The sequence below is a fragment of the Paenibacillus silagei genome, from assembly GCF_017874735.1.
Taxonomy (GTDB): Bacteria; Bacillota; Bacilli; order Paenibacillales; family Paenibacillaceae; genus Paenibacillus_AQ; species Paenibacillus_AQ silagei.
The window spans coordinates 200,992-215,687 of sequence record NZ_JAGGLV010000013.1; the positions used below are offsets into that span (position 1 = coordinate 200,992).

Sequence of the window (14,696 nt, forward strand, 5' to 3'; positions counted from 1 at the left end):
ATATTCTTACTCCGGGATTTAGCATGGTGCTTTACTGGAAGAGTATTCGATTGCAGTTTATGCAATGGAATACTCTTTTTTTTGCATTGCAATCAAATATGATCAACGGGGCAATGAAAGCTTTTTGTCCGGCAATAGTATATGTTTTTGGTGGACGGGTGGTGAGCGGGTATGAGAACAAACTCTGGCCTGACGGGGTGAATTGAGTTTGTCCATCCTGTACAATTAACCACTTTTCCATAAAATAATTATTTGCCTACAGGATGAATGTCCATGCCCTTTCTGGGTGAACGGAGTAGGATACATAGAGTCTATAGGAGGTGTCGAATATGGGTCGTACGGAATATAAGAAGAAAAAGCGGAGCTGCACAGAGGAGCTTACCGGATGCCCTTTGCCGAGAGCGAAACGTCCCGTGAGAAAACGGAAGGACAACAATTGCAGCTGCAAGAAAAATATTATCGTCAAAAAGCAAATTGTCCGCGTTAATATTCCATTAGGTGCTTTGGGTGCAGCCGGAGCCGCAGGAGCCTTGAATGCGGCTGGAGCTGTAGAAGCACTGGGAACAGCTGGAGCAGCCGGAGCAGCAGGAGCGCTGGGAGCCGCAGGAGCAGCAGGTGCGCTCGGAGCCGCAGGAGCGGCCGGTGCGCTTGGGGCGGTTGGAGCAGCGGGAGCAGCGGGTGCACTTGGAGCCGCGGGAGCGGCTGGTGCGCTCGGAGCCGCAGGCGTAGGCGGAGCCGCAGGAGCAGGCGGGGCAGCTGGTGCCCGTGGAGCAGCCGGGGCTGCCGGGCTTCTGGGAGCAGCGGGAGCCGCCGGAGCATTGGGTGCAGCCGGAGCTCAGGGTGCACTCGGAGCAGCCGGAGCAGCCGGAGCCGCAGGAGCAGCGGGAGCAGCTGGGATAGCCGGAGCGCTGGGAGGGATTGGCCCGGCAGGGCCGGCGGGCGCACCAGGACCCGCAGGCCCTGTAGGACCCGCAGGACCTGCGGGAGCAGTAGGACCGGCAGGACCCGCAGGAGCGGGCGGAGCGGCAGGCCCTGTAGGCCCGGCAGGTCCTGCCGGAGCAGATGGAGCAGCAGGGCCCGCCGGGGCCACAGGCGCTACAGGTGCAGCAGGGCCCGCCGGGGCCACAGGAGCTACAGGTGTAGCAGGGCCAGCTGGAGCCACAGGGGCAACAGGAGTTGCCGGTCCAGCGGGTGCAACCGGGGCCACAGGAGCGGCTGGAGGAATCGCCCAGTTCGCTTATGTATATAACCTCGGAGCACAGGTAGTGCCGATTGAGGCAGATGTGTCTTTTGATACAAATGGGCTGATTACCCCGGGAATTACACATGCCCCTGGGACAACTACAATTTCGGTTGCCAATGCCGGAATCTATGAGGTTAATTTCTCGGTATCCGGTGTGGAGCCCAGCCAGTTCGCCCTATTCGTGAATGGGGCACAGGTTCCGGGAACGGTCTATGGATCGGGCGCAGGCACTCAGCAGAATACCGGGCAGGCGATCATCGCTTTATCCTCAGGTGATGTGCTGACGCTCCGGAATCACAGCTCGTCTGCCGCCGTCACACTGCAGACGCTGGCTGGCGGCACACAAGCCAATGTCAATGCTTCGATTGTGATTAAGCAGCTGGCCTAGCAGATCAACTGCAAGGATAAAGAGCAGGGTTGTAAAGAGGGCGGGGGACCTGATCGGGTTTCCGCCCTTTCTTTTTTCGGCAAGGGTCTATAAGGCTTGTAGATACGCAGTTGTTGAAGTTGCTGTTCTGGGGTTGACACTAAGGAGCAGTTATACGCTTTTTAGATAAATTGTTATTCACTTCAGCCAGTGTGGTTAAGATATATTATTATGTCTAGCACCACAGGAATCGAGAGAAGCGGAGGTATCTGAAGTGAACCCTAAATGGTGGAAAGAGAGTGTTGTCTACCAGATCTATCCGATTAGCTTCATGGACAGTAACGGTGACGGCATTGGAGATCTGCGCGGGATCTTATCGAAGCTTGATTACTTGCAGGACCTCGGGGTGGATGTGATCTGGGTCTGCCCGATTTATAAATCCCCGAACCATGACAATGGCTATGATATCAGCGACTACTGCGACATTATGAAGGAATTCGGCACGATGGATGACTTCGACCTGCTGCTGCGCGAGATGCATTCCCGCGGCATGAAGCTGATGATGGATCTGGTGCTGAACCATACCTCGCATGAGCACCCGTGGTTCGTTGAATCGAGAAGCTCGAAGGATAATCCCAAACGGGACTATTATATCTGGCGCAAAGGCAAAAACGGCGGCCCCCCGAACAACTGGGAATCCTACTTCAGCGGCTCGGTCTGGGAGCTTGACCCCCGGACGGATGAATATTATCTGCACTTGTACTCCAGGTTCCAGCCCGATCTCAACTGGGAGAATCCGGCCGTCATCGACAAGCTGCACGAGATGGTGCAATGGTGGCTGAAGAAGGGTGTGGATGGCTTCCGCTTCGATGCAATTGCCCATATCGTGAAGGCGGAAGGCTACCCGGATGCCCTGAATCCCGGCGGCACCCCCACTGTCCGCGCCTATGACATGTTCTCGAACCTGAATCATGTGCATACCCTGCTGCAGAATCTGCACGATCAGGTGCTCTATTACTACGACATTATGACGGTAGGGGAGACCTCCGGCCTCGGGCCGGAGCAGGCGCTGGATTATGTTGGAGACGGACGCCGCGAGCTGAATATGACCTTTCAGTTCGAGCATATGAATCTGGATGCCGCCTCGCCGGGCAGCGGGAAATGGGATGTGGTGCCCTGGAAGCTGACGGAGCTTAAGACCATCATCAGCGATTGGCAGACCGTCCTGCATAACCGGGGCTGGAACGCCAACTATCTGTGTAATCACGACCAGCCGCGCTCGGTCTCGCGGTTCGGCGATGACCTGTACTACCGGGTTCCGTCGGCCAAGATGCTCGCCACCTTCATTCATATGCTTGAAGGCACGCCGTATATTTATCAGGGTGAGGAGATCGGCATGACCAATGTGGCCTTCGAGTCGATCGATGATTACCGGGATGTGGAGACCTTGAACTATTATGAGGAAAAGCGCAACGCCGGTGTTCCCGAAGCCGACATCATGGCTGCTATTCATACCAAAAGCCGCGACAATGCCCGGACTCCGATGCAATGGGATGATGGCGAGGATGGCGGGTTCACCACAGGTGTCCCGTGGATCAGGGTCAACTCGAACTCCCGGGAGATCAACGCAGCCAGCAGCGTCAAGGACCCCGACTCTATTTACAACTATTATAAAAAGCTGATCCAGCTGCGTAAAAAACATCAGGTCATCGTCTACGGCGAATATGGACTGCTGCTGAAGGAGCATCCCGAAATCTATGCCTATACCCGGACGCTGGAGGACGAGCGCCTGCTCGTGGTCCTGAATTTCTTCGGGCATGAGCCGGTATTCGAGCTGCCGGAGGAATTCCAGCCGGCCGCGAAGCTGGAGATGCTGATCTCCAATTATGAGCCTGCTCAGGAGGAGGATCTCCAGCAGTTGAAGCTCCGCCCTTATGAAGCGCGCGTGTATCTCCAGCGGTTGGATAAGGGCTCTGCTAAAGCGAAGTGAAGCTATAACTCAGGATCCCATAACTTACTTCATAACCAAACGTACAGATGTGCAGCAGCCCCGGCGGTACCGGGGCTGCTGTTTGTGTTTGTTCAGGAAATTACGATTCCATGAATCGTTTCTGCTCTGTGGGGATGGTGGGGCTGAGGAAGGAGCGTGAGAAAGAACAGGAGGAAGAGCAGGAGAAAGAGCAGGAAGAAGAGCAGGGGGAGGGGCAGCAGGAGCAGGAGTGCAACTAATTTTCAGCGTATGCAGGACGGACTAGTTGAGGAGGTAAAATGTATGCGGAAAACCGAATACAATGGGCACGTGGAGGGCGAGTGGGCCGAATGTATGCGGAAAACTGAATACATATACGCCGCGAGGTAATACGTTTTTAACCCGCACTGTGATCCTAATCCTTTAAATATAAATAAATGATTATGTGTTGCAGGTCTGTGACTTCGCTGGGCTTCTACACTAAAAGGCGGTACAATAGGCGTTATTAGAGACAGGGATAAGCCCGTGCGGTGAAGCGGGGTATGGAGGGAGTTAGGAGAGAGATGAGTGAGTGGTATGAGCAATGTTTTGGCGAGGACTATCTGATTGTATACAGACACAGGGATTTCAGCGGTGCGCGTCATGAGGTGGAGAGCCTGATCCAGTGGCTTGGCCTGCCACGGGGCGCGAAGGTGCTGGACCTCTGCTGCGGCATGGGCCGCCATTCGCTGGCTCTGTCGCAGGCTGGCTATGAAGTAACAGGCGTGGATCTGTCGGAGGTGCTGCTGCGTGAGGCGCGTGCGCAGGCGGGTGCGGAGCAGGTAACCTGGCTGCGCTCGGATATGCGTGAGCTTCCGCTTAAGGGCGGTTTCGATGCTGTGGTCAATTTGTTCACTTCTTTTGGGTATTTTGAAGAGGATGAGGAGCAGATTAAGGTGCTTAAGGAGATCTGCCGGATGCTGAAGCCGGGCGGCCGGTTCCTCATTGATTTCCTGAACCCGGCTTACGTCATCCGCCATCTGGTGCCCCATTCGGTCCGCGAGGATGGAGATATCACGATTGACGAGACCCGCCGGATCGAGGAGGGGTATGTGAAAAAGGAGATCCTGCTGACCTCGAAGGCCGGGAGCGCTCCGGCCCGCAGGTGCCAGGAACGGGTGAAGCTCTACACGCTGGAGGATTTCCGCAGAATGCTTGACGCTGCCGGGCTGCGGCTGGATACCGTTCACGGCGGCTACGATGAAGAGGAATATGACACTGAAGCCTCAGCCCGCATGATCTTCATGGGAGGCAGACCTTAGAGATGGCATCAGGGAGAGGGCTTAGAGGAGGCGAAGGAAGGTTGAACAAGGAGATCATTCAAGCTTGGGACGAAGGAGTTCTTCAGGTATCTGTACCAATGGGACTGCCGCTGCGCCAGGTTAACAGCTATCTTCTGCCGGACAAGGACGGCAGGGTTACAGTCATTGATCCAGGCCCGCATACACCGGCTGCCGAGCTTGCCTGGCAGGGGGTACTTGAGGCGCTGAGCCTTACCTGGACGCAGGTGCGGGATATCGTGGTGACCCATCATCATCCCGACCATTACGGGCTGGCAGGCTGGATGCAGTCCCGCAGCGGAGCGCGGGTATGGATGAGCGAGCGGGCGCATGCCGAGGCTGCCCTGGCCTGGGGGGACGAGGCGATTCTGAATGAGGCGCTGCCGCTCTTTTTCCGGCGGCATGGCATGCCGGAGGAGTGGCTTCTGGGTATCCGGGAGCATCTGGATAGCTTCCTGCCCGAGGTGATCCCGCAGCCGGAGGTCACCTATATCAATGCCGCGGAGACGTTTGTGATGGGCAGCCGGAAATGGCAGCCCATTATCACAGGCGGGCATGCGCCGGGGCATGTGTCGTTCTACCACGGCGGCAGCGGGCAGATCCTCTGCGGCGATGCTGTGCTGCCGCAGATCTCGCCCAATGTCGGCCTGCAGCCGGGCAGCGATCCGCAGCCGCTGCTGACGTTCCTGGAGGGGCTGCGGGAGCTGCGCAGCCTGCGGGTTACGCTGGCGTTCCCGGGCCACCGGGAACCGTTCCCGGGGTTCACGGCGCGGGCGGACAGCCTGCTCCGGCACCATGAGGAGCGGCTGGATGCTACAGCCGCGCTGCTCGCAGGCGGACCGCAGAGCGGGTTCGCGGTCTGCGAGGGGCTGTTCCGCAGCCGGGTCGCGACAGCGCACCAGATGCGATTCGCCATGAGCGAGGCGCTGGCCCATCTGGCCGAGCTGGTGCGCCGAGGGCGGGCGGCCGAGACGGAGGCCGGGCCTGGCGGCGGCCTGCTTTTCACGGCTGTGGAGTAGACTGGCGCGAGGAAGCGGTGCAGGCTCCTGGCAGTAGATTACAACATACTGTAATCTGCTGCCGATAGCCCGCTGCTCATGACATGTAGTAGCTCATCATACATAGCTCATCACACGTGGCTCATCACACGTAACTCACAATTCATAACTCTTAAGCTCACAACCCGTAACTCACCACCCGTAACTCAATGGTCACAACCCGCTGCTGATGCCCCGCTGCATACAACCCGCTGACGGAAAACCGCTCATTAGCCTGTTGTTACCCTCACACTATTCTGAGAACCTAGAGAACTGGAATGCCTGGAAGAAATGGCCAATTTGTTGGTGAAAACTTGTAGCCTGTAATCAACACATCTCATCCCTGCTCCAAAGTCGGCTGTAAGCGGTGCGGTATGAGATTCAAAGGGATAAATCCCATTGATTTTGCTGAAAATGGCGGATGTGTAGAAATGAAAGGGATAAATCCCATTGAGCAGTCTGAATGAAGAGCACAAATGCCCCTGAATTCGGCGAAAGCGGGCGGGGAGCGTAAATGAGGAGCACAAATGCCCCTGAATTCGGCGAAAGTGGGCAGGGAGCGTAAATGAAGAGCACAAATGCCCCTGAATTCGCCGAAAGCGGGTGGGGAGCGTAAATGAAGAGCACAAATGCCCCTGAATTCGCCGAAAGCGGGCGGGGAGCGTAAATGAAGAGCACAAGTGCCCCTGAATTCGCCGAAAGTGGGCGGGGGAGCGTAAATGAAGAGCACAAGTGCCCCTGAATTCGCCGAAAGTGGGCGGGGGAGCGTAAATGAGGAGCACAAATGCCCCTGAATTCGGCGAAAGCGGGTGGGGAGCGTAAATGAGGAGCACAAATGCCCCTGAATTCTGCACACCTGTTGATTTTTTGACAACTGATAAATATGATGAACCCAACTAAGGGCTCAGGGGAAGGAGATGTAAGAGGGATGGCAGTGGACAGGCGGATCGGGAAGACGCGGGATGCTATTTTTAAGGCGTTTCTTAGTCTGATGGAAGAGAAGAGCTTTGAACAGATTACGGTACATGAGATTGCGGAGCGGGCTAATGTCAGCAGAGGGACTATCTATCTTCATTTTGTGGACAAATATGATCTGCTGGATCAGTGTGTTGAGCAGGAAATGACGGAGCTGCGTGACCGCTGTATGGGCGTCCAGGAGAATCTGGATTTCACCTCCTCCGGTCCCCTGCTGCGTACGGCTGAATATGTGGAGCAGCATGCTACCGTCTTCATTACCCTGATTAATAACAGCGGCATTCCTGCCTTCAGAAGCCGTCTGCATACCATGCTGATGGAGGGACTGGCGGCGCAGATCGATATGGAGGGTGTGAACCGGGGGATGAACAAGGAGATGCTGCTGCATTTTATGGCTTCGGCTGCTGTGGGAGTCATGGAATGGTGGATTACACACTCGCTGCCTATTTCGGCCAAAAAGCTGATGGAGGATATCAGTATCCTCCTCGAACGCAACCAGATGGGACCGCAGCCGCTGGACGCGCTGCCTAGACAATGAGCTGCCGGTATTGTCCAGTGGCCTGCGGTTATCCCCATTCTTAAGAATCCGGCTGGATCACCTTCATCTTGGACGGGTTGTTGATTTTGTATTTGACCGGGTGCTGGGAGAGCTTCTTGGCTACAATCTTCGCTTCAAAAGAAACAGGGTCGCCCTCCTTCAGCTCCAGCTTCTTCAGCGTGGCACTATGGCTTGACCAGACTTCGTCAATGGCCAGCTCATGCCCTTCTATCACTACATTGTCATAGATAATCACTTCGTCATCGTTATCCGAAAAGTGGTTGGGAACGGTCGTGAATTCCTTGACAACCGCTGTAACCTTGAGCTTGTCTTCCGGCAGCTGCAGGGCGGGCTTCTTTTTGGAGGCGGCTGGCTTGCGCGGCTTCTCTGCAGGAGCCGCTGTCTCCGTAGCACTCACGCCTTCCGCAGCACTCCCACTCTCTGAACGCTCCGCAGTCTCGCCCACCGCAGCACTCCCACTCTCTGAACGCTCCGCAGTCTCGCCCACCGCAGCACTCCCACTCTCTGAACGCTCCGCAGTCTCGCCCACCGTAGCACCAGCACTCCCCGCACCCCCCGCATCAGCCTCACCGCGAACCTCCGCATCACCCTCAACCGGCTGGTTCTCCAGCAACTCGGCTTCTCCGGCAGCTTCTGCCGGGTCCTCGGACCGTGCATCCGCCGCCGCTTGCGCGCGCTGGCCGAAGCTGGCGGTCTGCATTTCTTTGAGGTAGGCCGGGTGGATACAATGCTGCTGCTTATTCTCGAACTGGACCACCACCGTCTGATTATCCACAAACCCTATAATTTCACAAGGCAGGGTCAGGCCCTGCCGCTTGTACAGATAAGTCTTGACCCGGGTGGCTGAACCGGGCAGAAGATTCCATTCCTTACACCGCTCAATCCGCTCATCCTCACTCTCGAAATCCTGGACGGCCAGCGGCTCCACTACGAACGAATAGGTCATGCACATCTCGCACCTTTCCAATGATCCATATTAAGTCCGGCTTTATTCCGGCAACGTTTCCTCCAGCCGGCTGCGCCGTGCAGCCTCTTCCGCGTCCTCCGGGGCATGGGGCAGGCCCAGCTCCTCCTCGCGTTCCGCCTGCTTGCGGTGGGCGATCCGGCTGCTGGCCGCTGCGGCTACAGCACCGACGATATCATCCAGATAGGTATGAATCTGGCCGGTGGTTTTGTCATTCAGCCTCTCCAGTACGCCGGGCTTGAGCTTGTCCACGTAACCATAGTTGGTGAACCCGATACTGCCATATACATTAACGATCGAGAAGGCGAGAATCTCGTCGACTCCGTACAACCCTTCATCGTTCTCAATCATATCCTGCAGCGGCGAGAACAGCTTGCCCTCCTCCGCCAGCACGTCCAGCTGGATGCCGGTCAGGACCGCATTCTGCACTTCGCGCTTGCTGAGTACCATCTCGACGTTATGAATACATTCCTCCATGGTCAGGTTCGGATAGTATTTCTTCTGCAGCAGCATGACAAGCTCGGCAATCTCCTCCAGGGTGACCCCGCGCTTGTGCAGCCAGAACCGGGTGGCTTCGGCAACGGCCTTGCTGTTGAGGCTGTAAGGAATTTTGGCATCAGTCATGAGAAGTCCTCCATTCGTGAGTAGGTTGAATTAGCAGGTATGTACTAAATTGTACGCAAGCGGCAGACCGATGTCCAGAAACCTCCGGATTTGTATCTCGCAAGCAGGCTGAACTTGGATGAACACAGCAGTGTCCGCAGTCAAGCAGGGGTTCCGGCAGAACTTCTGTAATTTAGGATAAGCTGTTGTTATTTTTTGGACACAGGGCTCGTATACATAGCAGTACAAACTGATCTTAGCGCTAGAAAGGGGTAATGAAGATTGATGAAACCAGTGAAACACCTCCGCGGGGCGTCTGCGGCTTGCCTGCTGGCCGTTCCGCTTGTGCTCTCCGGCTGCAGTCTGTTCGGTTCAGAATCCGCCGCTGTGGACCCGCCTCCCGCCGCCGTAGAAGCGCAAATGCTGCAAGTGAGCGGGGAAGATACGCTGGATACCGGTGTATTCGGACCGGCCTCCATGGATGAGACTGATCTGTCTGCCGGGGTGAAGGATACCGGTGCGCCTGCTGTAGCCGGGGAGCGGACTACTGTGTATCTGGAGGATCAGAACGGTCTGCTGGCTCCGGTGGCTCTGTCTTTTCCAAAAAGCGAGGACACGGTCATGCTGAAAAATTCCCTCACGGCACTCGTCAGCAAGGGGGATTACGCGTCTGCACTGCCTAAGGGCTTCCAAGGCGTACTTCCTGCAGGGACGAAAGTGAACAATGTATCTGTCGGCCAGGACCATGTCGCAATTGTTGAATTCAACTCGGCGTTTAACGACTACGATCCTGCGGATGAACGCAAAATCCTTGAAGCGCTGACCTGGACACTGACCGGGCAGGATGACATCAAGGGAGTACAGCTCTGGGTCGATGGCAAAAAGCTGACTGAAATGCCGCTGCAAGGCACACCGCTGGACCGCCCGCTGTCCCGTACGATGGGCATTAATCTGCCGAAGCATAACGCACTGATGATGAACTCCAGCGCAGTCACAGTCTATTTCGCAGCTGCTTCACCGGATGGCGGCCACCAGTATTATGTTCCGGTTACCCGTTTTGTACCCGCTGGCGGGGATACGGTGAAGGCAGCTCTGAGCGAGCTGATTGCCGGACCGCAGTCCGAGAACGGCCTGGAGATGGTCATGACGCAGGGAACGGTAGTTGATTCTGTAAAAGCAGGGCAGAACGGGGTAGTCACCGTATCGCTGACCGATGATATGTTCGAAGGCAGCACAAGCATTCCCGAGGAGATGCTGGAGTCGGTCGTGCTGACGGTGGCCCAGAATACAGATGATTCGCTGGTACAGATCCGTCTGAATGGCAAGGATACGGTTACGGGTACCAACAACGTAGATTACGGCCAGCCGGTCTCCGCGCCGGAATATGTGAACGAGCTGCCGCTTTAGAGCGAATCCACCGGCCTAAAAAGATGCTTTTGTGCCTACTCTTTGATAGAATAAAGTATTGTTCATCCGAATAACGGGTCAGGAGCAGCGGTGCCGTTCTCTTCCATAGGGGGCGGCACCCGTTTCTGCGTATAAGATACGGATGAATGTATACACAAACTTTGCGCTATACGATGTAGGAGGCAGAAAAGATGAGATCAAACGGACGCAACGAAGACCAGCTCCGGCCACTGACGATAACGACCCAGACCAACAAATATGCAGAAGGCTCCGTCATCATTGAGATGGGAGATACCAAGGTCATCTGTACGGCAACCGTGGATGAGAAGGTCCCGCCGTTTCTGAAGGGACAAGGCAAGGGCTGGGTAACCGCCGAATATTCGATGCTTCCCCGCGCGACCCAGACCCGCAACCAGCGTGAAGCCGCACGCGGCAAGCTGACCGGGCGGACCATGGAAATCCAGCGCCTGATCGGACGGGCCCTGCGTTCGGTGGTGAATTTGCAGGCGCTCGGCGAACGCAGTATTACGCTGGACTGCGATGTCATTCAGGCAGACGGGGGAACGCGGACGGCTTCGATCACGGGTGCTTTTGTAGCGATGGCCTTCGCCATGAACAAGCTTGCCCTCCAGAATAAGCTGACGGTCTTCCCGATTACAGACTACCTGGCAGCTATCAGTGTGGGTGTCGTGGGCGACAAGACGCTGCTCGATCTGAATTATGAAGAGGATTCCAAGGCGAAGGTGGATATGAACGTGGTCATGACGGGCAGCGGCGCTTTCGTTGAGGTTCAGGGCACGGGCGAAGAGCGCCCGTTCACCCGCCAGGAGCTGGACCAGCTGCTGGGTCTCGGAGAGAAGGGGATCTACGAGCTGATCGCTGTGCAAAAAGAAGTCCTTGGCGCCATCGCGCTCAAAATCCCTGCCGGCCAGCCCGGTCAAGAGGTGTAGGATGAAGTCCGGCAGCGGAATTCTGATTGTCGCGACGAAGAACAAAGGCAAGGTGCGGGAGTTCCAGCATGCCTTTGCTCCCTTGGGACTTACGGTCAAAAGCATGTATGACTACCCGGATCTGCCGGATGTGGTCGAGGACGGGGCCACTTTTGCCGAGAATGCCTTCAAGAAATCCCGCGCTGTAGGGGACGCTCTTGGATTGCCGGTGCTGGCAGACGATTCCGGTCTCTGTGTAGAGGCGCTGGACGGAAGCCCCGGCGTATACTCGGCCCGTTATGCCGGCGAGGCGGCGGATGATGAGGCGAATAACCTGAAGCTGATGAGCGAGCTGGAGCGGCTGAAGCAGGGGGAGGATACCGGACAGCCGCTGCTGAGTCCTGCCCGGTTCGTCTGTGCCCTGTCGCTCTATGATCCAGCGGACGGCCGGGAATGGACGGCTGAGGGTACGGTCGAAGGCTGGATTACCTCGGAGCCTGCGGGTGCCGGCGGTTTCGGTTATGACCCGCTGTTCTATCTCCCGGAATACGAGAAGACGATGGCTGAGCTGACGCTTGAGGAGAAGCAGTCGATCAGCCACCGCGGGACGGCGCTGCGGCGTCTGACCGAGAAGCTTGCTGCTGCGCAGAGCGGCGGTAAATAGAAGAGTTGGAATCTTGGAAGCAGCCCGTAAGCAGAATATGCTCGGGGCTGCTTCTGTTTTTTTAGATAATAATCCCCCCTGATTATGGAAATTTATCCCTAGCATATCCTCCGGCTTTGTATGAGAATAAGAGTTGACTTCACCCCTTCGCAGATCCTGCATCCTTCCGCAAATCGTCGCAATCCACCCACCCTGCCCTGTACCAAACAACAACGTAGGCCGTAGCGGAGCGAGTGATCCGTATGCTGCTGAACTGCGCTTTTTTTGAGCTGTATTTCACTATTCTACCAGTCAGATTGCCAGGAGTTTAATAGTTTCACAGGGTGAAGGTCAAGGCCAATCGGGTCCGGGAGGTGAACGCTGAGCTTTCTCATTCGCGGCAAGGGAAGAACGGTCACTTAATATCCTTGATGGCAAAGACGCATGGATGTCCATGAAGCAGGCTTACAGGTTACGCATTGAACCGGGGAGGTAATCACGAAATGGCCTTTATCAAAAGCAAATCCTTTGTGCTTGGCTTGGCGGCAGTCCTTTTCCTTACTCTTTTTTCGGCTTTTGGTGCAAACAGCAGAACTGTTCAGGCAGCCGGAGACTACAAGATTGTCGGCTACTATGCTTCATGGGCCGCCTACGGGCGGGCTTATAATGTAACGGATATCGATCCTGGTAAAATGAATGTCATCAACTATGCCTTTGCCGACATTTGCTGGAACGGAATACACGGCAATCCCGACCCGACCGGGCCGAATCCGGTCACCTGGTCCTGCCAGAACGAGCAGGGACAGGCGATCAGCGTTCCCAATGGCACCGTAGTGCTGGGCGATCCCTGGATCGATGCCCAGAAAAGCTTCGGCGATGATAAATGGGATGACCCGATCAAGGGGAATCTGAAGCAGCTCTGGAAGCTGAAGGAGAAGAATCCGAATCTGAAGACGATGATCTCTGTCGGGGGCTGGACCTGGTCCAACCGCTTCTCGGATGTGGCTGCCACGGCGGCAAGCCGTGAGGTGTTCGCCAATTCCTCCGTCGATTTCATCCGCAAATACAAGATGGACGGTGTCGATCTGGACTGGGAATACCCGGTCAGCGGGGGACTTGCGGGCAACAGCTACCGCCCCGAGGATAAGCAGAACTACATCCTGCTGCTCCAAAAGATCCGGGAGAAGCTGAATGCCGCAGGAGCTGCCGACGGCAAAACGTATCTGCTGACCATCGCTTCCGGTGCCGGACCGACCTACATCCAGAATAACAATCTTAGCGGAATCGCCTCTGTGGTGGACTGGATCAACATTATGACCTACGACTTCAACGGCAGCTGGAACCCTACTACCGGCCACAATGCGCCGCTGTATTATGACCCGGCAGCCGCATCGTCAGGGCTGACCGAGCCAGCGAACTATAATATCGACAAGGCGGTGACCAGCTATCTGAGTGCAGGCGTACCGGCTAATAAGCTGGTGCTCGGCATGCCTTTCTACGGCCGGGGCTGGGGCGGGGCCCCTGCTGCGGGGAACGGGCAGTATCAGGTATCTGCCGGGATCTCCCAGACCGGAACCTGGGAGAAGGGCAACTACGATTTCAGTGATCTTGAAGCCAATTATATCAATAAGAACGGCTACACCCGTTACTGGAACAACACCTCCAAGGTTCCCTATCTCTACAACCCGTCCAACCAGACCTTCATCAGCTATGATGATGCTGAATCCATCGGCTTCAAAGCCAGCTACCTGAAAACCAAGGGTCTGGCCGGAGCCATGTTCTGGGAGACCAGCGGGGACCGCAATAAGACGCTGCAGACCAAGCTCAGCGCAGAGCTGGGCGGCGGAGTGGTCACACCAACGGCTACGCCGGTGCCGACCGCAACGGTGAAGCCATCGGCCACGCCGACCGCAACAGCTACGCCGACCGCGACAGTGAAGCCGTCAGCAACACCTATGGCAACAGTGACACCAACCGCAACGGTGAAGCCATCGGCCACGCCGACCGCAACAGCTACGCCGACTGCGACACCAGGTCAATGCACGGCCACTGCGTGGAGTTCCACCGCTGTCTACACACAGGGGCAGCAGGTCTCCTATGGAGGGCTGATCTATCAGGCCCAGTGGTGGACGCAAGGGGACCGGCCGGATCTTAGCGGAGCTTTCGGGGTGTGGCGGGTGACCGGAACCTGCGGTAACGCTACTCCGCAGCCGACAGCTACGCCACTCCCGACAGTAAGCCCTTCGGCTACGCCGACAGTAGCGCCAACCTCTACTCCTGTAGTGACGCCAGTCCCTTCGGCTACCCCAGGCGCTACTGCCTGGAAAGCGGGCACCGCTTATAGTGTCGGCAATATCGTAACTTACAGCGGGCAATCCTACACCTGCCTGCAGGCGCATACCTCTCTGGCCGGCTGGGAGCCGAATGTCACTCCTGCGCTCTGGAAGCTGAACTAAAGGCGGAGCGGATAGCAGGGAATCCAGCCATAGAGCATGACTATGCCTAAAGTACAGAACAAGGAACGGGGCTGTCCCAAAAGTAGATACTCTACTGGTGGGGAAAAATTCCATGCCTTCTTAAAGGATTAATTTGTAAGAAAGGGAGCGATTCTCCGTTATTGGAGGATCGCTCCCTTGCGTTTCTGGTCATTCGCTGCTTGCTTCAGCAGGTTGTGAGCAAGC

Annotated in this window: 12 protein-coding genes; 10 read left to right on the top strand and 2 right to left on the bottom strand. The window is 56.3% G+C overall.

From position 1 onward, the window contains the following. The first annotated feature begins 329 nt into the window (after window positions 1–329). From J2Z70_RS19800 to J2Z70_RS19820, 6 genes are all read left to right on the top strand, one after another. On the top strand, window positions 330–1,631 hold the full coding sequence (locus J2Z70_RS19800; protein WP_209876086.1) for a BclA C-terminal domain-containing protein: 1,302 nt from the start codon (window positions 330–332) through the stop codon (window positions 1,629–1,631). Window positions 1,632–1,884: 253 nt separating this feature from the next. Beyond that, window positions 1,885–3,600, top strand: coding sequence for a glycoside hydrolase family 13 protein (locus tag J2Z70_RS19805; RefSeq protein WP_209876087.1), 1,716 nt, complete (start codon window positions 1,885–1,887; stop codon window positions 3,598–3,600). A gap of 110 nt (window positions 3,601–3,710) precedes the next feature. After that, complete coding sequence (locus tag J2Z70_RS33705) at window positions 3,711–3,839, top strand: hypothetical protein (protein ID WP_281068231.1); 129 nt, start codon at window positions 3,711–3,713, stop codon at window positions 3,837–3,839. A 303-nt stretch (window positions 3,840–4,142) separates the two neighbouring features. Continuing rightward, entirely contained in the window at window positions 4,143–4,880 is a 738-nt protein-coding gene (locus J2Z70_RS19810; protein ID WP_209876089.1) for a class I SAM-dependent methyltransferase, read from the top strand. A gap of 41 nt (window positions 4,881–4,921) precedes the next feature. Further along, complete coding sequence (locus J2Z70_RS19815; protein WP_342593034.1) at window positions 4,922–5,917, top strand: MBL fold metallo-hydrolase; 996 nt, start codon at window positions 4,922–4,924, stop codon at window positions 5,915–5,917. Window positions 5,918–6,863: 946 nt separating this feature from the next. Beyond that, on the top strand, window positions 6,864–7,448 hold the full coding sequence (locus J2Z70_RS19820; RefSeq protein ID WP_245368364.1) for a TetR/AcrR family transcriptional regulator: 585 nt from the start codon (window positions 6,864–6,866) through the stop codon (window positions 7,446–7,448). A gap of 40 nt (window positions 7,449–7,488) precedes the next feature. Here the strand turns inward: J2Z70_RS19820 and J2Z70_RS19825 are convergent, their stop codons facing one another. Beyond that, window positions 7,489–8,415 carry a prolipoprotein diacylglyceryl transferase gene (locus J2Z70_RS19825; RefSeq protein WP_209876093.1) on the bottom strand — a complete coding sequence of 309 codons (927 nt, stop codon included), beginning with the start codon at window positions 8,413–8,415 and terminating at the stop codon, window positions 7,489–7,491. 42 nt (window positions 8,416–8,457) lie between these two features. Further along, entirely contained in the window at window positions 8,458–9,057 is a 600-nt protein-coding gene (locus tag J2Z70_RS19830; protein ID WP_209876095.1) for a phosphatidylglycerophosphatase A family protein, read from the bottom strand. Window positions 9,058–9,321: 264 nt separating this feature from the next. On the opposite strand from J2Z70_RS19830, the gene J2Z70_RS19835 reads away from it, so the two are divergent. The 4 genes from J2Z70_RS19835 to J2Z70_RS19850 all read left to right on the top strand — a co-directional run bounded on the left by J2Z70_RS19835 (window position 9,322) and on the right by J2Z70_RS19850 (window position 14,471). Further along, window positions 9,322–10,443, top strand: a complete 1,122-nt coding sequence (locus tag J2Z70_RS19835; RefSeq protein ID WP_036726066.1) for a GerMN domain-containing protein — start codon at window positions 9,322–9,324, stop codon at window positions 10,441–10,443. 191 nt (window positions 10,444–10,634) lie between these two features. Then, the gene (gene rph / locus J2Z70_RS19840) at window positions 10,635–11,393 is read left to right on the top strand and encodes a ribonuclease PH (RefSeq protein ID WP_076083128.1); all 759 of its coding nucleotides are present in this window, start codon (window positions 10,635–10,637) and stop codon (window positions 11,391–11,393) included. Between the two features lies 1 nt (window position 11,394). Further along, window positions 11,395–12,036, top strand: a complete 642-nt coding sequence (locus J2Z70_RS19845) for an XTP/dITP diphosphatase (protein WP_036726063.1) — start codon at window positions 11,395–11,397, stop codon at window positions 12,034–12,036. Window positions 12,037–12,518: 482 nt separating this feature from the next. Further along, complete coding sequence (locus tag J2Z70_RS19850) at window positions 12,519–14,471, top strand: glycosyl hydrolase family 18 protein (protein ID WP_281068232.1); 1,953 nt, start codon at window positions 12,519–12,521, stop codon at window positions 14,469–14,471. Window positions 14,472–14,696 lie beyond the last annotated feature (225 nt).